The sequence below is a fragment of the Litchfieldella rifensis genome (assembly GCF_042646605.1).
GTDB lineage: Bacteria > Pseudomonadota > Gammaproteobacteria > Pseudomonadales > Halomonadaceae > Litchfieldella > Litchfieldella rifensis.
On record NZ_JBHRUG010000012.1, the window covers coordinates 1 to 18,035 of the forward strand.

General features: G+C 64.4%; 18 protein-coding genes and 1 pseudogene. 7 read left to right on the forward strand and 12 right to left on the reverse strand.

The features are described from left to right. Positions 1-150 precede the first annotated feature (150 nt). Entirely contained in the window at positions 151-432 is a 282-nt protein-coding gene (locus ACFOEV_RS04865) for a DUF503 domain-containing protein (protein WP_386772015.1), read from the forward strand. 43 nt (positions 433-475) lie between these two features. On the opposite strand, the gene ACFOEV_RS04870 is transcribed toward ACFOEV_RS04865, so the two are convergent. From ACFOEV_RS04870 to ACFOEV_RS04880, 3 genes and pseudogenes are all read right to left on the reverse strand, one after another. Then, a complete protein-coding gene (locus tag ACFOEV_RS04870) occupies positions 476-1,099 on the reverse strand; it encodes a hypothetical protein (protein WP_386772125.1) in 624 nt (207 codons plus the stop codon). Between the two features lie 13 nt (positions 1,100-1,112). Then, positions 1,113-1,403, reverse strand: a pseudogene (locus tag ACFOEV_RS04875) (alpha/beta fold hydrolase); the annotation flags it as partial. Further along, on the reverse strand, positions 1,400-3,397 hold the full coding sequence (locus tag ACFOEV_RS04880) for a pyrroloquinoline quinone-dependent dehydrogenase (protein WP_386772016.1): 1,998 nt from the start codon (positions 3,395-3,397) through the stop codon (positions 1,400-1,402). The gene ACFOEV_RS04880 and the pseudogene ACFOEV_RS04875, both read right to left, overlap by 4 nt. 269 nt (positions 3,398-3,666) lie before the next feature. Here ACFOEV_RS04880 and ACFOEV_RS04885 point away from each other — a divergent pair, with 269 nt between their 5' ends. Together ACFOEV_RS04885 and ACFOEV_RS04890 are read left to right on the forward strand one after the other, a co-directional pair. Then, on the forward strand, positions 3,667-4,359 hold the full coding sequence (locus ACFOEV_RS04885) for a glutathione S-transferase family protein (protein ID WP_386772017.1): 693 nt from the start codon (positions 3,667-3,669) through the stop codon (positions 4,357-4,359). A gap of 20 nt (positions 4,360-4,379) precedes the next feature. Then, positions 4,380-5,105: a glutathione S-transferase gene (locus ACFOEV_RS04890; protein WP_386772018.1), complete on the forward strand. Its 726-nt coding sequence runs from the start codon at positions 4,380-4,382 to the stop codon at positions 5,103-5,105. A gap of 42 nt (positions 5,106-5,147) precedes the next feature. Here ACFOEV_RS04890 and ACFOEV_RS04895 read toward each other — a convergent pair whose 3' ends face one another. The 4 genes from ACFOEV_RS04895 to ACFOEV_RS04910 all read right to left on the reverse strand — a co-directional run bounded on the left by ACFOEV_RS04895 (position 5,148) and on the right by ACFOEV_RS04910 (position 8,190). Beyond that, positions 5,148-6,650: a RimK family protein gene (locus ACFOEV_RS04895; protein ID WP_386772019.1), complete on the reverse strand. Its 1,503-nt coding sequence runs from the start codon at positions 6,648-6,650 to the stop codon at positions 5,148-5,150. A gap of 234 nt (positions 6,651-6,884) precedes the next feature. Then, positions 6,885-7,412, reverse strand: coding sequence for an invasion associated locus B family protein (locus tag ACFOEV_RS04900; RefSeq protein ID WP_386772020.1), 528 nt, complete (start codon positions 7,410-7,412; stop codon positions 6,885-6,887). Positions 7,413-7,516: 104 nt separating this feature from the next. Continuing rightward, the gene (locus ACFOEV_RS04905) at positions 7,517-7,810 is read right to left on the reverse strand and encodes a hypothetical protein (RefSeq protein ID WP_386772021.1); all 294 of its coding nucleotides are present in this window, start codon (positions 7,808-7,810) and stop codon (positions 7,517-7,519) included. Next, positions 7,810-8,190: a TIM barrel protein gene (locus ACFOEV_RS04910; RefSeq protein ID WP_386772022.1), complete on the reverse strand. Its 381-nt coding sequence runs from the start codon at positions 8,188-8,190 to the stop codon at positions 7,810-7,812. Before ACFOEV_RS04910 ends, ACFOEV_RS04905 begins: the two co-directional genes overlap by 1 nt. A 292-nt stretch (positions 8,191-8,482) precedes the next feature. Here ACFOEV_RS04910 and ACFOEV_RS04915 point away from each other — a divergent pair, with 292 nt between their 5' ends. Further along, positions 8,483-9,877 (forward strand): sigma-54-dependent transcriptional regulator, encoded by a 1,395-nt coding sequence (locus ACFOEV_RS04915; RefSeq protein WP_386772023.1) that lies wholly within the window; start codon positions 8,483-8,485, stop codon positions 9,875-9,877. A gap of 51 nt (positions 9,878-9,928) precedes the next feature. Here ACFOEV_RS04915 and ACFOEV_RS04920 read toward each other — a convergent pair whose 3' ends face one another. The 4 genes from ACFOEV_RS04920 to ACFOEV_RS04935 form a co-directional block, all read right to left on the reverse strand. Further along, positions 9,929-11,008: a hypothetical protein gene (locus ACFOEV_RS04920; protein ID WP_386772024.1), complete on the reverse strand. Its 1,080-nt coding sequence runs from the start codon at positions 11,006-11,008 to the stop codon at positions 9,929-9,931. A 171-nt stretch (positions 11,009-11,179) separates the two neighbouring features. After that, positions 11,180-12,967 carry a hypothetical protein gene (locus tag ACFOEV_RS04925; RefSeq protein WP_386772025.1) on the reverse strand — a complete coding sequence of 596 codons (1,788 nt, stop codon included), beginning with the start codon at positions 12,965-12,967 and terminating at the stop codon, positions 11,180-11,182. 19 nt (positions 12,968-12,986) lie between these two features. Further along, a complete protein-coding gene (locus ACFOEV_RS04930; RefSeq protein ID WP_386772026.1) occupies positions 12,987-14,327 on the reverse strand; it encodes a hypothetical protein in 1,341 nt (446 codons plus the stop codon). A gap of 2 nt (positions 14,328-14,329) precedes the next feature. Next, positions 14,330-15,079 (reverse strand): hypothetical protein, encoded by a 750-nt coding sequence (locus tag ACFOEV_RS04935; RefSeq protein ID WP_386772027.1) that lies wholly within the window; start codon positions 15,077-15,079, stop codon positions 14,330-14,332. 281 nt (positions 15,080-15,360) lie between these two features. Here ACFOEV_RS04935 and ACFOEV_RS04940 point away from each other — a divergent pair, with 281 nt between their 5' ends. From ACFOEV_RS04940 to ACFOEV_RS04950, 3 genes are all read left to right on the forward strand, one after another. Further along, positions 15,361-15,894 (forward strand): GNAT family N-acetyltransferase, encoded by a 534-nt coding sequence (locus tag ACFOEV_RS04940; protein WP_386772028.1) that lies wholly within the window; start codon positions 15,361-15,363, stop codon positions 15,892-15,894. A gap of 22 nt (positions 15,895-15,916) precedes the next feature. Next, positions 15,917-16,402 (forward strand): YajQ family cyclic di-GMP-binding protein, encoded by a 486-nt coding sequence (locus ACFOEV_RS04945; protein WP_386772029.1) that lies wholly within the window; start codon positions 15,917-15,919, stop codon positions 16,400-16,402. A gap of 156 nt (positions 16,403-16,558) precedes the next feature. Further along, positions 16,559-17,110 carry an Hsp20/alpha crystallin family protein gene (locus ACFOEV_RS04950; protein WP_386772030.1) on the forward strand — a complete coding sequence of 184 codons (552 nt, stop codon included), beginning with the start codon at positions 16,559-16,561 and terminating at the stop codon, positions 17,108-17,110. A 64-nt stretch (positions 17,111-17,174) separates the two neighbouring features. Here ACFOEV_RS04950 and ACFOEV_RS04955 read toward each other — a convergent pair whose 3' ends face one another. Next, positions 17,175-17,975: a DODA-type extradiol aromatic ring-opening family dioxygenase gene (locus ACFOEV_RS04955; RefSeq protein ID WP_386772031.1), complete on the reverse strand. Its 801-nt coding sequence runs from the start codon at positions 17,973-17,975 to the stop codon at positions 17,175-17,177. Positions 17,976-18,035 lie beyond the last annotated feature (60 nt).

The window sequence follows — 18,035 nt, forward strand, 5'->3', positions numbered from 1 at the left end:
CCTCACCGGCCTGTGGGCCTGCATGCAGAGCCAAACCCCATTCGATTCCTCGTTGCTCTTCAGCGATGAGCATATGAACGCTTGAGTCGAAACGGAGTATCTACGACTCATCGTCATTTGCGGACGGCACAGATGGTGAAAGGGGGGCCCATGCACATCGGCGTACTGACACTGAAAATTTCCTTGCCTGGGTGCCGTTCACTCAAGGAGAAACGTCAGCGCATGGGTGGCTTGCACGAGCGTTTTGGGCGCAACCCGGCGGTGGCCGTGTGTGAAAGTGCCGATCGTGACCGACTGGAATCCAGCGAATGGTCCTTCGTGGTGGCCGCGATATCGCCGCAGAAGGTCGAGTCCCTTTGCAGCGAGATCGAAGACAAGTTGCAGCGCACGGTTGATGGTCGGGTGCTCGATGTTTCTCGCGAACTGTTGTAATGGCGCGTGAGTACCGGCGCTATTCATCCATTGGCGTTTGTCACTACCTGGCCCCGTCCCTCGAGGGGGAGTGGCTAGCGCTCGACGCCGGTTCAGTGATTTCTGCGAGAAAATCGCGCAGCAGGGCGACGGTTTCGGTGGGGTGGCTGCGGGTCACCCAGTGCGAGCCGGGCAGAGGCGCGACCCGCAAGTCGGTGACGTAGTCCGACAGGTTGGCGTAGCTGGCCTCCGAAACGAAGGGGTCGCGTGCGGCGACGATCATCTGCACCGGGCAGGTGACGCTCGCGCGCGGCGGCAGAGGTGGTGGGTGGAAGATGTTCTGGCGATACAGCGCCATCGGGCCCAATGCCATCGACAGTACCTGGGCGCGCGATTCGTCGAGCAGGGAATCGCCGGCGGGTACGCCGCCGGCCAGGCGCAGCACCAGGCGCCAGGCGGGGACGCCGCCGAGGCGCCACAGGCCCTCGCCCAGCGGCCAGGCCAGCAGCGGCAGGGTATAGGTGGAGCGCAGCAGTTGCTTGAGCGCCGGCCACATGCGGCGTGGGCGCAGGCTGCCCAGTTCCTCGCGGGCCCACTGCCGCCAGATCGCCAGATGCGGCCCGGAGATGAAGCTCCAGCTCAGTATTCGCTTGCCGTAGTCGGGGTGGGTGACATAGGACCAGCCCACCGTGGCCCACCAGGTGGACGCGTGACGCGCCCAGCGCTTCGATCACCGCCTCGATGTCCTCGAGCAGTGCGGCGATGCGATAACGCGCTGCGGGCTGGCGCGGCTCCCCGGCCGGTACTCCCGGCCAGTCCAGGCTGGCGACCCAATAGGTGTCGGCGAGCGTGTGCATGATGTCCTGCCACATGCGCTGGCTGTCGGGGTAGCCGTGCAGGAACAGCACCAGCGGGCGCTGCGGCTGGTCGCTGTGACGCACCCGCAGCCGGTAGCCGGGACGCTCGACCCAGGTCTCGGTCAGCCCACTCATTCCGGCTCCGGCAGGGCGAAGGCGACGATGGCGTCTCCCGGCTCGGACACCGCGTGGCCGCCGGCGGCGATGACCACGAACTGCCGGCTGTCCGGGCGCAGCCGGTAGGTCAAGGGCGTGGCATGGCCGGCGTAGGGCAGGTCGGCGCGCCACAGCTCCTCGCCGCTGGCCAGGTCGAAACCCCGCAGGTAGCGATCGGGCGTGGCGGCGATGAAGATCAGGCCGCTGGCGGTGACGATGGGGCCGCCGATGTTGGGGACGCCGAGATCGAACCACAGCGGCCAGGGGGCCTGGCCGCGCGTGGAACCCAGGGGGACTTCCCAGAGGATCTCGCCCGCATTCAGGTCGACCGCGGTCAGGGTGCCCCAGGGCGGGGCGCTGCAGGGCATGCCCAGTGGCGACAGCAGGATCTCGCGGCGCACGGCATAGGGCGTGCCGCGCATCTCGCCGTACAGCTTGGTGGTGCCGGGCAGGCCGCCCTCGGCGACACCCTTCTCCTCCTCGGGCAGGGCCTCGTACTCCTCGCGGGGGACCAGCATGACACCGGTGGGAATGCGCGACTGATTGACCACCAGCACGTTGGTCTCCGGATCCAGGGCGCCGCTACCCCAGTTGATGCCGCCCAGTGCCCCGGGAAAATGCACCGACCCCTGCACGCTGGGCGGGGTGAACAGGCCCTCCGAGCGGCGCGCCTCGATCTCCCGGCGACAGCGGCCGCGATCCCAGAAGGTCAGGCCCCAGGCATCCTCGGCGGTCAGCCGCGGTGGGTAGAGGGTCGGTGGTTTCAGTGGGAAGGGCTGGGTGGGCGACAGGTGGTCGCCGGGTGCGGCTCCCTGGGGCACGGGGCGCTCCGCGACCGGGTGCAGGGGCTCGCCGCTCTCCCGGTCGAGCACGAAGACATGGCCCATCTTGGTCGAGACGGCCACCGCCGGGACCGTGCCGTCGGCGGTGTGCAGGTCGAACAGCGTCGGCTGGGCGCCGATGTCGTAGTCCCACAGGTCGTGATGCACGGTCTGGTAGCGCCAGGCGACCTCGCCCGCCCGCTCGCCATGGGTGTGGATGGCGACCACCGACGACGAATAGTAGTCGAGTCCCTGACGCTCGCCGCCGAAGTAGTCCGGTGGGGCATTGCCGGTGGGGACGAACAGCAGCTTGCGTTGGGCATCGGCGGCCATGGGCGCCCAGACATTGGCGGTGGCGCGGCGATAGGGGCCCTCCCTGTGCGAGGGCGGCTGATCGGGGGGCGTCGGGTCCCAGGCCCACGCCAGCTCCCCGCTGCGGGCGTCGAAGGCGCGCACCACGCCCGGCGGGGCATCGACACGGACATTGTCGGCCACCAGGGCGCCGACGACGACCAGATCGTCGAGCACCAGTGGCGCCGAGGTGACGTAGTACTCCCAGGCCGGGACGTCCTCGCCCAGGTCGTCGCGCAGCGCCAGCCGGCCGCCGTCGCCGAAATCGGCGCAGGGACGTCCCGTCGCGGCATCCAGGGCGATCAGTTCGGCGTCCTGGGTGCCGGTGAAGATACGCTCCCGGCATTCCCCGTCGCCAGCCGCGTCGTCCTGCCAGTAACTGACGCCACGGCAGGTCAGGGGGTAGGCACCGTGCAGCTTGCGCTGGCGGAGCTCGGGGTCGAATTGCCAGAGTTCCTCGCCGCTCTCCGGGTCCAGGGCGATGACGCGATTGAAGGGCGTGCAGAAGACCAGGCGCCCGGCGACGACGATCGGTGTCACCTGCAACGAGGTCCGCGTCTGGTTCGCATCGCCCTCGGAGAAGTCGCCGCTTTCGTAGCGCCAGACCTCTTCCAGCCGTGCGACATTGTCGGGGCGAATCTGATCGAGTGGCGAATGGCGCAGCCCGTCGAGGCCGCGGCCATAGTGGCGCCATTCGCCCGTGGGACCGCCCAGGTCGATATCCGGCGGGGGGCCGTCGCACCCCTGGATGGTCAATAGCACCACGGCGAGCGCCATCCATCGGTATGGCTCGAGTCGCACGGTTCCCTGCCTCCCTGACGCTACCCCCCTGGTCACCAGGGGGTGAGAGCTCTACTTCCTCATGATCTGAAGCTAGTCCATCATCGCCGCCACGGCGAGGCGACGCGTCCCTCGGAGCCCCGGCGCTGCCATGGCCCAGGCTTGTGCCCGTTGCCCGGGGGCGATGCCATTCTTGAATTTCTCTGGTCTTGACGGTCTCAGGACGCACTGGACGTCGACTCGAACACCGGCAATAGTGTCGGTTCATGCCATGTGACAGGGAAGGCACCATGTATCGATTGCATATCGCCAACAAGAACTACTCGTCCTGGTCGCTGCGGCCCTGGGTCCTGATGCGCGAACTCGGGATTCCCTTCGAGGAGCGCCTGACGCCGTTCGAGGGGGTGACGAACTGGTCGTCGTTCCGCACCTTTTCACCCTCCGGGCTGGTGCCGTGCCTGGTCGATGGCGAGAGTGTCATCTGGGAGTCGCTGGGTATCGTCGAATACCTGGCCGAGCGCCATGCCGGGGTGTGGCCGCAGGATGCCGCCGCCCGAGCCTGGGCGCGATGTGCCAGCGCCGAAATGCACGCCGGTTTCGCTGCCCTGCGCCAGCGCTGCGCCATGAACTGCGGCATCCGGGCCCGTCTCGTCGAGACGCCGGCCGCGCTGGGCAAGGATATCGCCCGTCTCGACGAACTGTGGAGCGAAGGCCTCGCCCGCTTCGGTGGCCCGTTCCTGGCTGGGTCCGATTTCACCGCGGTCGACGCCTTCTTCGCGCCCGTCGCCTTTCGTGTCCAGAGCTATGGCCTGGAACTCAGCGACTCCGCGATGACCTATATCCATCGCCTGCTTGCGCTATCCTCCATGCAGCAGTGGTATGCCGAGGCGCTTGAGGAACCCTGGCGCGATGCCGCCCATGAAGCGGAAATCAGCGAATTCGCGACCCTGCTCGAGGACCGGCGCGGCGATGGAAGCACGTGACGTGAAACAGGAGCTCGATCATGCGTTATGAACTCTATTACTGGCCCGGCATTCCCGGCCGGGGAGAATTCATCCGCTTGGCGCTGGAGGAGGCCGGTGTCGACTACCTCGATATCGGCAGGTCGCCGGCGCCCGGCCATGGCGTGCCGGCCATTTCCACCTATCTGGACGACCCGGAAGCATCGCAGCCGCCGTTCGCACCGCCGTTCCTGAAAGCGGGGGACATCGTCGTTTCCCACGTCGCCAATATCCTGCAGTTCCTGGGGCCACGCCTGGGGCTGGTGCCGGAAGACGAGTGCCGCCGCTTCTGGGTCCAGGGCCTGCAGCTCACCTTGTGCGACTGGCTTGGCGAAGCACACGACGTGCACCATCCGCTCGGCGCCTCCCTGTATTATGAAGAGCAGAAAGACGAGGCCAAGCGGCGCGCCGACGTGTTCCTCGGCGAGCGGCTATCGAAATTCCTGGGCTATTTCGAGCAGGTGCTGTCGCGCAATCCCGAGGGGAGTGACTGGCTGGTGGGCACGTCGCCGACCTATGCCGATCTGTCGCTGTTCCAGATGGTCGCCGGCTTGCGCTATGCCTTTCCCCGCGCCATGCAGCGCCTCGAGCCCACGGCTCCGGCGGTGAGCGCCCTGGCGGACAGGGTCGCCGCACGCCCCAATATCGCCGCCTATCGTGCCTCGAAGCGTTGCCAGCCCTTCAACGAGCAGGGCATCTTCCGCCACTATCCCGAGCTCGATGGTTGAGGGTGGCCTTGACGGAGGCAAGGCGCGGCGTCCGCCAACCCGCTAGCGGCTATGGCGGCGCCTTGCCTCCATGCGCTCGAGGAACACCGCCATGATTCGGTCATAGAGCCGCGGGCCGAGCACCGTGTCTTCCACACCGGCATCGATGTTGGGGTTGTCGTTGATCTCGATCACCACCACCCGCTCGCCGACCTGCTTGAGGTCCACCCCGTAGAGGCCATCGCCGATCAGGCGGGTGGCCTTGAGCGCGGCCTTGACCACGGCCTTGGGTGCCTCGTTCGGCGCGTGGGTACTGAAGCCGCCGCTCTTCGCCTTGCCCTTGGAGTGGTCATAGATCTGCCAATGGCCGCGAGCCATGAAGTAACGGCTGGCGAACAGCGCCTCGCCATCGAGCACGCCGATGCGCCAGTCGAATTCGGTGGGCAGCCACTCCTGCAGCAGCAATAGCGCCGAGGCCTGGAACAGTCGTTGGGCCTCGCGCTCCAGTTGTTCGCCGGATTCGATCTTGACGATGCCGCGCGAGAAGGAGCCATCCGGTACCTTGAGCACCATGGGATAGGTCAGGCCGGCGGCCTTGGCACGCAGTTGCTTGAGGTCGTCGCGGTTGAGCAGCAGGCCGTCGGGGCAGGGCACGCCCTTGGCACGCAGCAGGGCGTGAAGGTAGACCTTGTTGGTGCAGCGCAGGATCGAACGCGGGTCGTCGATGACGACCAGGCCCTCGTGCTCGGCGCGTCTGGCCATGCGGTAGGTGTGGTGATCGAGGCTGGTGGTTTCGCGGATGAACAGCCCGTCGAACTCGGCCAGACGCCCCTCGTCGCGCTTGGTGATCAGCGAGGCGTCGATCCCCAGGCGTCGGCCGGCGCGGATGAACTGCTTGAGTGCGCTCTTGTTGCTGGGCGGCAGCGCTTCCTGCGGATCGATCAGGATCGCCAGGTCGAAGCGATAGCGCCTGCGCGCCTTGGGGGTACGCCAGACCTTGCGCGAATGGCGGTTCAGGGCAGTGGCGAACAGGTCCTGCTCGGCGCCCGTCAGCGCCGTCAGCCTGAGTGGCTTCAGTCGCGTGAGACGCCACAGCCCCTGACGCTGGGTGAAACGGGCTTCCAGCAACGGGCAGGGCAGGCGTTCGAACAGCCGTTGGGCGAGCTTGGCCAGCTCCGGATGCAGGCATTCACCGAACAGCACGCGCAAGGTGAAGGTATCGCCGGTCAGCGAACCGCGCTTGGCCAGTTCGCCGAGGAGTGGCGCGAGCGTGTCGAGCTGCAGGTCGACCAGCGCCTTGCGCGACAACTGGTTGAGCGTTTCCACCGATGGCAGGACGCGCTGGCCGCGGGCCTGGGCGAGCAGCGAGACATAGTAGCCGGTTTCCAGGTAGTCGAGGTCGGCGCACAAATTGATCACATGGGTGGCGATGTCCTGATCCGCGCTCGGCTGGGGCGTGGCGAGTCGGTCGTCGGAAAGGAAGTCGCTGGCGGTGATCAGGTCTTCGGAGGGGTAGTAGGGCCGCCAGTCGCTGGGGCGGTCGACGACGATTCGCAAAGGACACATGGAGACGGGCTTCCTCGAGCAGGAGATCGGCAGAGACTTAAATAGCGCTAGCATGCGTGCGCAGCAGCAGGGCGACAATAGGCTGCGATGTTGAAATAATTTCATGCAAAAGGTCGGTGACAAGCGCTGGCTGTCTAATGCTCTCGCTTCGGAATAACGCAACGCAAACGGGCCGCTCCACGAGCGGCCCGTTTTCATGCGGGTGCGGCTGTCCCCGGCGCATGGGGCAACCGGTTACGGCGCGATGCGCTGGGTGGCATCGGTGAAGCCCATCAGCGAGATGTCCAGGTCCATGCGCTCGCCGCGCGGCCCGATCACGCTCAGCGTGGCGGTGCTGCCTGCGCGCAACTGGCGCATCAACTCGGGCTTGACCGGCAGGTCGCCACGGCAACCCTGTTGCTGACAGAACTGATAGGGAAAGGGGATCGGTTCACCACCGTCGACGCTCAGCTGCATGCCCGGCGCCAGGCGCACGCCCAGGGGTAACAGGAAGACCAGCACCGCGGTGTCGATTTCCGGTGGGTAGGCCAGTACCACGCGCATCAACGGTTGGCCGCTATCCGGATCATTGATCAACTGGCTCATCGTGCAGGCGCCCTGGGCGGTGCTGCCTTGAGGGCAGTGCACTTCCCAATCCTGAACCTGCTGGATGTCGACATTGGCGTCGGGCGGCGGCTGTTGCTGAGCGAATGCTGCGGGAGCCAGGGAAAACGCGGCCAGTAGCGATAGGGCCCAGTGGCGCAGCGCAAAGCGATTCAACATGATGTCCCTCTCCTGTCGTCGTTTTTCGGGTCGCGATCGACCCTGAGTAAGCCATGGAAGCAGCCAATCGTAGCGGTGACAATGCTCAATGAGCCGCGTGCGTGTCAGGCAATCAGCCAGCTGAGCACCAGCAGCCCGACCAGTACCCGGCACACACCGCCGAGCAGCGATCCACGTAGAAAGGCGCGCAGCCCTTTATAGAGCATGATCAGGCCAACGATCAGTACGATCAGGCTGAACAGCGAGCCGCTGATGCCCAGTGCATCGGACAGTCCATCGACGAAATCGTCGACGGCCCAGTAGAGCCCGCCGAATACATTGGCCAGGAGATCGATCAGGGCGCGAATCGCGTTACCGATCGCTCCCCCCAGCCAATTGAAGAATCCGTCATCTTGCATTATTCGTCCCTGATAGTGTTGATGTCATTGCTATCGCCAAGCTTGCTCGGCGCGGGTGGCTGTTGCGCGCGCAGCCAGGCGATCTCCTCCGACCACAGCGCCGGGCCGATGGTTTCAAGGATCAGCGGGATACTGTCGATTCGAGGGGCGCGCAGATCGTACCCGGCGGCGAAGGCGTGGCAGCTATCTACGCATACGCCGTCCCGCGACTGATCATCGACCCGATCGATGATCTCGGCCAGATGCTCGAAACGGTGACCCAGGTTGGTGCCCGGGCCAGCACGATGATCGTTTTGGCCCGGGTCGGGGGTGACCGCTGTCAGCGCCTGGGGATCGGAGGGTTCGCCGTGAGGCAGTCGACGACGATTCGCAAAGGACACATGGGAACGGGGTTCCTTGAGCAGGAACGAGCGGCAGGGCCGAAACATGCGCATGAAGCAACAAGGCAACAATAGGCTTCGATGTTGAAATAATTGCATGCAAGAGCGTCCCATCAATAGGGTTGTAAACGTTGTTGGGTCGGTATGCGTCGCAATATGCATGACTCCCCTATACTCAAAATTGTCTCCCGCCGCCTGAAGCCGGACCCATACTGGTGGATGATGTCGGGAGTCCTTTTGGATGATCGCTACGCAGAGCAGGCACCCGTGAGACAAGAACAAGAGAGGGATCATGATGGCCGGGGGGCAGGCGTGGCTGCGATGTGGTGCAGACTTTCCCGGTGACGCCCGGAGTGAATTGCTGGTGAAGCTCGACCATGCAGGGATCGCCGTGGATCTGTCGGATGGCGTGCCGGTGGGCCCGGGAGTCGTGCTGTTTGGCGAGCCGACGTCGGACCTACATGATTTCCTGCGTCTGCTTCGTCTGCGACAGGACGTGCGCACTATCGCCGTTTCGGCACGTGGAGTGGACGTCGAGTGCGCTTGGGCATTGTTGCGTGCGGGAGCGGAGGATGTGCTGGCCTGGGATGCCTGTGAGGAACCGTCGTCAATGCTTGCCGCACGCCTGTTACGCTGGCTGGAAATCGATGCGCTGTTGGCCGGTCCCGAGGTGCGGCAACGGCTGCGAGGGCATAGTCGACACTTGCTGGCGGTATTGCGGGCAGCGGTTGAGGTGGCGAAGTTCAGCGACACGCCGGTGTTGATCACAGGGGGAACCGGTACCGGCAAGGAACTCCTGGCGCGGTTGATCCATGATCTCGATCCCCGTCAACCGAAGCGACGATTCGTGGTTTGCGACTGCACTACCATCGTGCCGGAGTTGTCGGGCAGTGAATTCTTCGGCCACGAGCGTGGGGCCTTCACCGGGGCGATCCACGCTCGGGAGGGGGCCATCGCGCAGGCTGAGGGCGGTACCCTGTTCCTGGACGAGATCGGCGAGCTTCCGCTACGACTGCAGGCGGAGTTGCTGCGCGTGGTTCAGGAGGGGACCTACAAGCGGGTGGGTAGCAACCAGTGGTTGCACACGAATTTCCGATTGATTTGCGCCACACACCGCGACTTGATCACCGAGCGGGAAGAGGGACGTTTCCGCGAGGATCTCTACTATCGTATCGCGGGATGCGTGCTACGAATGCCCGCGCTGGATGAACGCCGCGAGGATATACCGTCACTGGTGAATACCTTCCTGGAGGAGGCGATGGGCTCTGCGGCCGTGATTCCCCTGGATGCCGCAGTGCACGATTATCTGGTGGCGCGCCACTATCCGGGCAACGTACGCGAGCTGCGTCAACTGGTGATGTACATGGCCCATCGCTACGTGCCGCCGGGGCCGATCACCTTGGGCACATTGCCGGACACGGAGGCGGCCGGGGCTCTCGTCGGGCTCGGCGAGTGGCCAGATGAGGACTGGGAGCGGGCCGTGCGCATGGCGCTGGCGCATGGCTGCAGTCTGGCGGCACTACGCAGTGCGGTGGCGGAAACGGCCTATCGTATCGTGCTGGCGGAGGAGGACGGCGACACCGGCCGCTCGGCACGCCGCTTGAAAGTGTCGCAGCGTGCCGTGCAGCAGTATCTGCATGGGCATGGCGATGCTATGGCTGATTTGGGCAATGAGCGAAGCCTCTAGGACTCCTATGGTTCCGTTCCAGCGGGGCTAAGCAATATGAAGAGTATAGCTTCAAGTGCCACCGCAACAGCCGCGCCGGCCACCGAATGGTTGGTTGCTCACGATGCCTGGTAGCGACCGCAGATTGCGGCCCCTGGGGTGGCGGTTCGAGTATTCACGCCAGCTACTGTTGCGTCCGGCACAGCCGCTGTTGTGGTGGCCGTAGACGCGAGGATTGGTCAGCGACGCCGCCAGATGTCGGTAAAGCGAGCGGGCAATGTTGTCTGCTCCTGCTGCCGTGTTGCAGCCATGGAGCACGAATCGCACATTATTTGCCAGTGCTGCCGTCGGGATATCGGTGACCGTCCTCCCGCCGGCGCTCCGGTCGACCCCGCGATTCGAGGCTTGGTAAAGCCCAGCCGAACCCGCCGTTGTCCCGTACACTCCCGATGGGCCTGAGTGGCTAAAGATATGAACATCGTCTACGGCCCGCCGACCCAGGCAGTCTCGAGCGGCTTCGATGGCGGCAATGATCTCTGCGCCGGTGTCGTAGGGAGTTGGGCCTGTGCGACGGCGGCAAGATCCGATGACTGGAGAGGCGATGGCGCCGATATGGCGGGCTTGCCGCGCCGCGCCACAATGAAAATGATTGCGGTGGGTGCTGAGCCTATGGTCTTGAAACAAACAGAGGCGGGGCCGAACCGTGACGCGGCGAGACTCCTGCTCAAGCTCTGCGATATCGAACTCCAGCTCAAGTTCGTCATGCGAGGTCCGTGTCGGCACCCCACAGGCATCACTCTCATCGGGTCTTGGAGCTTTTACAGACGGTATATAGATTCGGGCAAAGCACCTTTTCTCTCCACGCTCTGCGCGTCGTTGGTTGGGACCGCAGGTGAATATCGGCGAGAATGAGATGATGCCGTTTGGGAAATGGTTTCGTTCGAATGCGTTCGCTGGCCTGACCCAAAACTTTCGATTCTGAGGGTGCCCGTTGATCGCCTTGGCACGATTCAGACGCGCCGTGCCGGCGCCAAGGCCATAGGCACGGCCGGTGGTCGTCAAGAGGCCGCCCTTGCCTTTCTGTATCTGATAAAAGCGGCCGGGAGTCGGCACCGTGGTTGGTGACAGTTCGCTTGTCAGTTCCTGATCCATGAGGTCTCCGTCGACCAAGGCCTCCAGCTCTGGCACCAGTCGAGTCCGACACCCTTCGCAGTGGCATCTCATGGCCTGGGTCCTCCTCCATTGGCGTAAGGTGGTCGACGCCGCCCAGCGCTCCCCGGTCAACTCTGCTGCTGTGGCGGGGAGCGCGGTGGCGCCGATGCATCAAGAGGCACTGCGTGTGCTGCGCCGCTGTAGCAACACGCTGGGCTGGGTGGTGTCGATGCGCTCCGGTCGCCGAGGCTTCGCCGCCAGGTCCGCTCCGGTCACGGTGCGGTAGGCCTCGATATAGCCCTGGATCTCCGGCCGCCAGTAGCGGATCCAGTTCTCGGCTTGCTTGGCGTCGCTGACGTCCGTCCAGTGGCCGTAGCGGATCGACAGCAGAATCATCTCGCCATCATAGGCTAGGCGGGAGAAGTAGCTGATCGACACATCGGGCCAACCCATCAGCTTGCGCATGGCGTCGACTTGGCCCATCCAGGGTTCGCCGTAGGGCACCATGGCCCGTGATTGCAGGAATTCGCGCATCGGCGGTTGGGAGATCAGCCACTGGGCGATCATCATCTCCATGCGTGCCGTGGAGGGCAGGTCACCGAACTGGTTGTGAGCCCCTTCAGCGAGCAGCATGTGCACGGCGCGGATCTTCTCCAGGATCGGGAAGGGATCCGGCTGGACCATCCTGTTCTGCTCGTCGTGGTAGAACACCGCGGCCGCATGCAGCAAGGCGTGGAAGGCCTCCAGGAAACGGGTACGCCGCTCGACAGGCTGCAGATCGCCTACCGCCTTGCCCACGATGCGCAGGCCGTACTCATGCTCGTACTCGTAGGCGCGACGGGCGACGGTCAAGCGCTGGTGGGTATCCTGGAGATAGCCCCACAGCAGGTTGTTGAGCGGACGTAGCGGGTCGAGCGCGAGGTTCGCCAGGGGGTCCGGTTCGCCGTTGGGGCGCACTCGGCGGTTCTGGAAGCGCAGCGTGATGGCGTTGATCGTCTGCATCAGCATGCCTTCCTCATGCCAATAGGACCAGATCAGCTCGAACAGGCAGGGTTGCCCACGCACGCTGTCGCCACAATAGGGGTAGGCGTCTGGCTTCATATCGAGCAGATTCAGATTGTCCAGGATCTTATTCAGGTAGGGCAGGGTCGGCGAACTGACGCTGCCATTCAGGTAGTCGGTCAGGCGTTCCTGCATCTCCTCCCGTGAGGGGCGGTAGCCAAGGCGGGAATGCTCTTCGTCCCTGTCGAAGTCTCGGATATAGCTCAGGTCGCCGCAGCAGGCATGGCAGAGCAAATAGACCTCCGTGGCCGCCTTGAGCAACTGATAGCCATTGACGCCATGCTGGTAGGCGCAACGTTCGCGTCGCATGACCCCGATTTCCTCGTAGTTGGGCGTGCGCTTGTCACCACACATGATTCCGTCGATGAACTCCTTGTATTCCCCGAAGCGCCGTCCCTTGAGACACTCGCGTATCTTGATCCACAGTCCCTGATCGGCGCTGGGCACGAGGGTGCGGGCGGTGACGCTCATGCCTTCCTTGAGTATCTGGTCGGCCAGCACGTCCTGGGCGGCGCCCTGGACCCTGATCTCCATGTCGGCGACCAGGGGTGTCGTTGCATCGCCGCCGCGACGCGTCCGCCGTCCGCGCGCGGCGGAATCGTCGGGTGCATCCGCTCCGCGCTTCGGTGTGGCCGTCACCTCGATCGTGTAGCTGGCGATGGCCATGTTGTCGGTTCTCACGAACTGCTTCGCGTCGCTCGTCTTGAATAGCTCGGGCTTGAGTTCTTCATGCTCGGGGCCGGCGGTGACATTCCACTCAAAGTCGTACGCGTCCGTGTAGTCGCCGTCGCCCGGGTCGTCACCTTGTACGATAGCGGTCAGCTCGATCGTGTCGCCCCGGTAGGCGACCTCGGGGTCGGCCACTAGCTTCAGTTTCAATACGCTGTCGTTGGTCATGGCCTTTCTCCCATTATGATCAGGGGGTGTTGACTGGGCTCCGCGAATAGCGGTTGGCCAGTGGGTCCAGCTGACGCTGGCACACCGTGATGCCCGCCTGCTGCGGCAGTAGCCGCTTCAGGGCCCAGTGACGCAGCAGCAGGGTCAGCAGGCGGTTCTCGGTAGTGGCTGAGAGGCGCTCGTCGGCCGCGGCCTGACCGATAGTGGCCATCGCCAGGGCCGGACCGACACGACACAGTTGAGCGGTGTCTCCTGCCCAGGCCGTGAACAGTTGGCGCAGCCGAGTGGGTGAACGTGTCGATGCCGGCAACGCTTCGCGCAGCGAACGCCAGTGCAGCCTGGTCGAGCGGTGATCCAGCAGCAGCCTCACGAATTCGGGCTGGGTGTCCAGCAGCAGGCGGAGCAGTCGCCGACGGGGGAGACTCTGCGAAGAGGGCGGGTAGAAGCGTACCCAGAGCCGCTCGAGGCGGTCCCATTGGGGATCGTGGAATAGCTGACGCCCCATTTCGCAGTTCAGCAGCACCCTCAGCCAGGGCAAGGGATGCGGATCGTCGAGTCGCATGCGGAACACGAAGGGCTTGGGCAGGCTGATTACGCCGATCAGACCAGTGGTGGCGGAGACGCCCAGGGTGCCCAAGGCCCAGAGATCGGCCACGATCTCCGAGATCCAGCGTTCCCAGAGCCGCCAGGCCGGCCGATCATTCTCGGCCTGGGCCGCACGTTGCTGCAGGACGCTGCGCAGGCTGGCCACCAGGTCGAGCAGCGCCGCTGCCTGATGTCCCACCTCGTGGAGCAGGGAGGCGCCGATGCCACTTCCGACCATGCGCTCACGCGGTACGCGAATCACCGCCACCGGATTCTTGCCACGTCCGGGCAGACGGGTACGGGCGCGGCGTATCGCGGCCCCATGACCACGGTCGAGATAGGTCACCACGGGAGGGACCCGCTCGAGCACGCTAGGGCGATACAAGCCATCCGTGGCGACGACATCCAGCCCCCCCAGCCACAGCCCCGTCTCGTGCTCGCTGCGCTGGTTGAGCACATCGGCAAAGATGTCCAGGGAGTTGAGCTCGGCATTGAAGCGCATCTTGAGCAGGGCGAACCGCCGCTGTTGCTGGACGGGCGAAGCATTACGCCCCGCCGCGTCGTGGAGCCAGGCCAGGAAGTCCTGCACTTCATCATGCAGCTCGCGCCGCTCCTGGATCAGGTGCGCCTCGATTGCTCTCATGGTGGCGGGGGAGAGGGCCGCAGCCGGTACGGCGGGCGTGTTGAGCGAGAAGGGCTCGAGCTGTCCCACTCGTGCCAGCAGCGCCCGTGCCTCCCGTGCCAGGAAGGGGGCCGACGCCTCGAGAGTGGCCACGGTCAGACTCCACTCAGGATGATTCGGTTACCGCGACGTATCCAGCGTCCGCTCGATGTCGTCGTGCCTCCGCCTCCCTGCCGACTGCCTCGCAGCAGACCTGGTGCGTGTCGCTGTGCTGCCGCGACCACGCCACGGCGCAGAGCCTGAGCCGAGGGTGCGCCACGCTCATTGTCCTCCACAGCGGCATTGGTAGCGCCAGCCGTGAAGCGTACGACATGGCGGGCCACTTCGAATTCCTGATCCTCGGGGCTCAATCCTTCGAGTTCCAGGCCCAGGGCACGTCCGGCAGCGCCCGCAACTCCCCCGCCGATAGCCCCTCCGATGGGACCACCGAATGCTGTACCCACTGCACGGCCGGCCATGGGCAGTGCCCGCTTGGCTACCCCCTTGGCAACCTTCACCAGCCGTCGCCCGACCCGGCTACGCAGAAACCGCCGGCCGCGTTTGGCTACCTTGCGAATGCCACGTGCCGCTCGCTTGACCAAGCGGCCGAGGAACTGCTCCAGTTCCTCATCGCTGGTCACCTCCAACAGCTCCATGGCAAACTCCATCTCCTCCTCTTCGGTCAGCGGTGAGTCCGCTGCCTGTGCCTCTTCGTCATACTCATCCTCGAACTCGAGGGCTTCGAACTCTCCGAGCTCTCCGGCTTCCCATTCCAGCTCGTCGGTATCGACGTCATCGGTGAGAGGCGCTTCCCATTCGCCCTCCATCTCCAGTTCATTCAGGGTGCGGTCAATGTCATGATTCATGATGCATTCCTCATGTATGACGTATCACTGCGGGCCTCATTCGCTGACAGCCGAAGGGCGCTCACTTCCAGACATTGCAACTTGTGGGCCAACCGGTTGAGGCTTCTGTGGTCGGCTGTCCAACGGAGAGAACGCGAAGCTCGCTTCGTTTCGTCGTGTTCTGGGAGGGACTCGAGGAAGTTGGCTTCGTCAAACGCCAGGATTGAAAAAATTCATGGACGTGTTGGGTGACAATCATTCTGGTGGCGACCACAATTCGCGCAAATCCTTGAGAACTCGACATGACTGCCTCGCTGCGCCCGGCGCGCCCCTCCGACCTCGATGCCCTGTGCCGTCTGGAGATGGATTGTTTCGATGGCGACCGCTTCAGCCGCCGCCAATTGGCGCACCTGTTGAAAGGTGCCAACGCCGTCACCTGGATGGCGGTGGATGCCGACGACCGTCCGCTGGGCTATGGGACGTTGCTGTTTCGTCGCAATAGTCGCGTGGCGCGACTGTATTCCTTCTGCGTGGATCCCCAGGCGCGTGGGGAAGGGCTGGGGCGACGCCTGCTCGAGGCATTGGAGCGTGAGGCGCGCCAGCGCGATCTGGCGCTGATCACGCTGGAGGTACGTGCCGACAATCGGGTGGCGATGGGGCTCTATCGCCGCATGGGCTATACGCTCCGGCGCTGGCTGGACGACTACTATGTCGATGGCTGTGCCGCCTGGCAGATGGACAAGTCGTTGCTCGAAGCACCGGCGACGCTGGCCGCGGCAGGAGGAACGGGCGCCGGATGCAATGCCCGGCCGGCTAGCATAGAATCGGTCGCCTGATTTCAGCCAGGGGACCTTCGCCATGCCTTCCTTCGATATCGTTTCCGAATTCGACAAGCACGAAGCCAGCAACGCCGTGGACCAAGCCAACCGCGAGATCCAGACGCGCTTCGATTTCAAGGGCGTCGATGCCAGCTTCAGCCTCAATGTCGAGATTGTCTCGCTGGAGGCCGATGTTGACTTCCAGCTCAAGCAGATGCTGGACGTGCTACGCAACAAGCTGATCGCTCGCGGGATCGATGCGCGTTGCATGGAGGAACAGCCGCCAGTCCTGAGTGGCGTGAAGGCGCGCCAGGACGTCAAGCTCAAGCAGGGCCTGGAACAGCCGGACTGCAAGGCGATCGTCAAGTTGCTCAAGGATTCCAAGCTCAAGGTGCAGACCCAGATTCAGGGCGACAAGGTGCGCGTGACCGGCAAGAAGCGCGATGACCTGCAACAGGCGATCGCTCTGCTCAAGGGCGAGCAAGGCCCGGATCTTGCCTTGCAGTTCAATAACTTCCGCGACTGATGGCGCTTGTCGCCCAACACTTCCGCGCGATTGTTGACGCAGGTCAATGTCAGGCCAGGGGGCTCTTGAAAAGCCGTTCGGCGCCACCAACTCTTGCAGTACAGAGGGTGATTTCCATTGCTGGTTTGCGTCACCAAGCAAGAAGGAGGTGAGCGTATGAAACTGCAGAAGTTTTCTCCCTGGAACTGGTTCAAGAGCGAAGCGCACGAGAATCCCGGATCACCTGTGCCGGTTTCACGGGAGGTCGAGCCGAGCACCACGGGGATTTCTCCGCTGTGGCAGATGCACCGCGACCTGGATCGCTGGATGGACGATACCTTGCGTCAGTTCGGTATGCCGAGTCTCGGCGAGCGATCCGATACCCTGAGCACTTTCTTGCGGCCGAGCATCGATATCGCCGAGCGGGATGACGAGTATCGCATCAGTGTCGAGGTGCCGGGTGTCGAGGAAAAGGATGTCAAGCTGTCGCTGGACGACCATCGTCTGTTGATCGAGGGCGAGAAGCGCCAGGAAAGCAGCACCCGGGAGGATCGCTATCAGCGGGTAGAGCGTGCCTACGGCAGCTTCCGGCGTGTGCTGGACTTGCCGGAGGATGCCAAGGTCGACGATATCCAGGCGACCTTCAACAACGGGGTGCTGACCATTACCCTGCCACGCGATGCGTCGGTCCAGCCCAAGCGGCGAGAGATTCCCATTCAGAAGCATTGAGTGCATCGGTCAGCAACCCACGAGATGACAGGCCCGCCTCACGGTGGGCCTTGTCATGTGCGGCTCAGGCTGCCTGCCCCCAGTGCTCGGCCAATGTCTGGCTGGCCAGCATCAGCATGCTCAGATTGCCGAAACTAAAGCTCTCGTGAAGGGTGGCCATCGGCTGTCCACGCATCGCGCCCACGCTCATCAACAGCGGCAGGAAGTGCTCCGGCGTCGGATGGGCATGGCGGGCATGGGGGGCCTGACGCTGCCAGTCGGCCAGGGCCTTCACGTCGCCGGCCTCGGCGGTGTCCCGCGCCCAGGCATGAAATTCCCGTGCCCAGGCATCCGGCTCGGCGAATTCCGTCTTGCGGTCGCCCAGGTTATGGGTGGCGGCTCCGGAGCCGATCAACCACAGCTCGTGGCGTTCGGCGTACTCGCCCAGGCGTGCAGCGATCTCCAGTTGGTGCTCGGTATCGAGCGCCACGGGCACGCTGACCGGCAGCAGTGGCACGCCGGCCTCCGGCCACAGCAACGACAGTGGCGACCAGATGCCGTGGTCCAGGGGGCGTGACGGGTCGAGCGCCGCGTCGATGCCGTTCGCCTGCAGCGCCTGGGCCAGGTCTCGGGCGGTATCCGGCACCCCGGGGGCCGGATACCGCATGCGGTACAGCGCCTCGGGGAAACCGTAGAAGTCGTGCAGCGTCTCCGGGTGGGCCGCCGCCCCGAGGGTCAGGGCTGCGGTTTCGAAGTGGGCCGAGATCACCAGGGCACCCTTCGGCCTGGGGAGTCGGCTGCCCAGCGTGGCCAGGAAATCCCGGGCCGGATGGTTACTGAGTACCAGGCTCGGTGAGCCATGCGAGATGAACAGCACCTGGGGCATCGTGATCTCCGGAAGTCTCGGTTTGCATACCCCTAGCTTACGCCCTCACGGCACGCTGTG

Bases quoted from the DNA above. Each gene is read 5' to 3' on its own strand.
- ACFOEV_RS04865 (WP_386772015.1), top strand. From the start codon at position 151: ATGCACATCGGCGTACTGACACTGAAAATTTCCTTGCCTGGGTGCCGT.
- ACFOEV_RS04885 (WP_386772017.1), top strand. From the start codon at position 3,667: ATGTATCGATTGCATATCGCCAACAAGAACTACTCGTCCTGGTCGCTG.
- ACFOEV_RS04890 (WP_386772018.1), top strand. From the start codon at position 4,380: ATGCGTTATGAACTCTATTACTGGCCCGGCATTCCCGGCCGGGGAGAA.
- ACFOEV_RS04895 (WP_386772019.1), bottom strand. From the start codon at position 6,650: ATGTGTCCTTTGCGAATCGTCGTCGACCGCCCCAGCGACTGGCGGCCC.
- ACFOEV_RS04900 (WP_386772020.1), bottom strand. From the start codon at position 7,412: ATGTTGAATCGCTTTGCGCTGCGCCACTGGGCCCTATCGCTACTGGCC.
- ACFOEV_RS04905 (WP_386772021.1), bottom strand. From the start codon at position 7,810: ATGCAAGATGACGGATTCTTCAATTGGCTGGGGGGAGCGATCGGTAAC.
- ACFOEV_RS04915 (WP_386772023.1), top strand. From the start codon at position 8,483: ATGATGGCCGGGGGGCAGGCGTGGCTGCGATGTGGTGCAGACTTTCCC.
- ACFOEV_RS04920 (WP_386772024.1), bottom strand. From the start codon at position 11,008: ATGGATCAGGAACTGACAAGCGAACTGTCACCAACCACGGTGCCGACT.
- ACFOEV_RS04925 (WP_386772025.1), bottom strand. From the start codon at position 12,967: ATGACCAACGACAGCGTATTGAAACTGAAGCTAGTGGCCGACCCCGAG.
- ACFOEV_RS04935 (WP_386772027.1), bottom strand. From the start codon at position 15,079: ATGAATCATGACATTGACCGCACCCTGAATGAACTGGAGATGGAGGGC.
- ACFOEV_RS04940 (WP_386772028.1), top strand. From the start codon at position 15,361: ATGACTGCCTCGCTGCGCCCGGCGCGCCCCTCCGACCTCGATGCCCTG.
- ACFOEV_RS04945 (WP_386772029.1), top strand. From the start codon at position 15,917: ATGCCTTCCTTCGATATCGTTTCCGAATTCGACAAGCACGAAGCCAGC.
- ACFOEV_RS04950 (WP_386772030.1), top strand. From the start codon at position 16,559: ATGAAACTGCAGAAGTTTTCTCCCTGGAACTGGTTCAAGAGCGAAGCG.
- ACFOEV_RS04955 (WP_386772031.1), bottom strand. From the start codon at position 17,975: ATGCCCCAGGTGCTGTTCATCTCGCATGGCTCACCGAGCCTGGTACTC.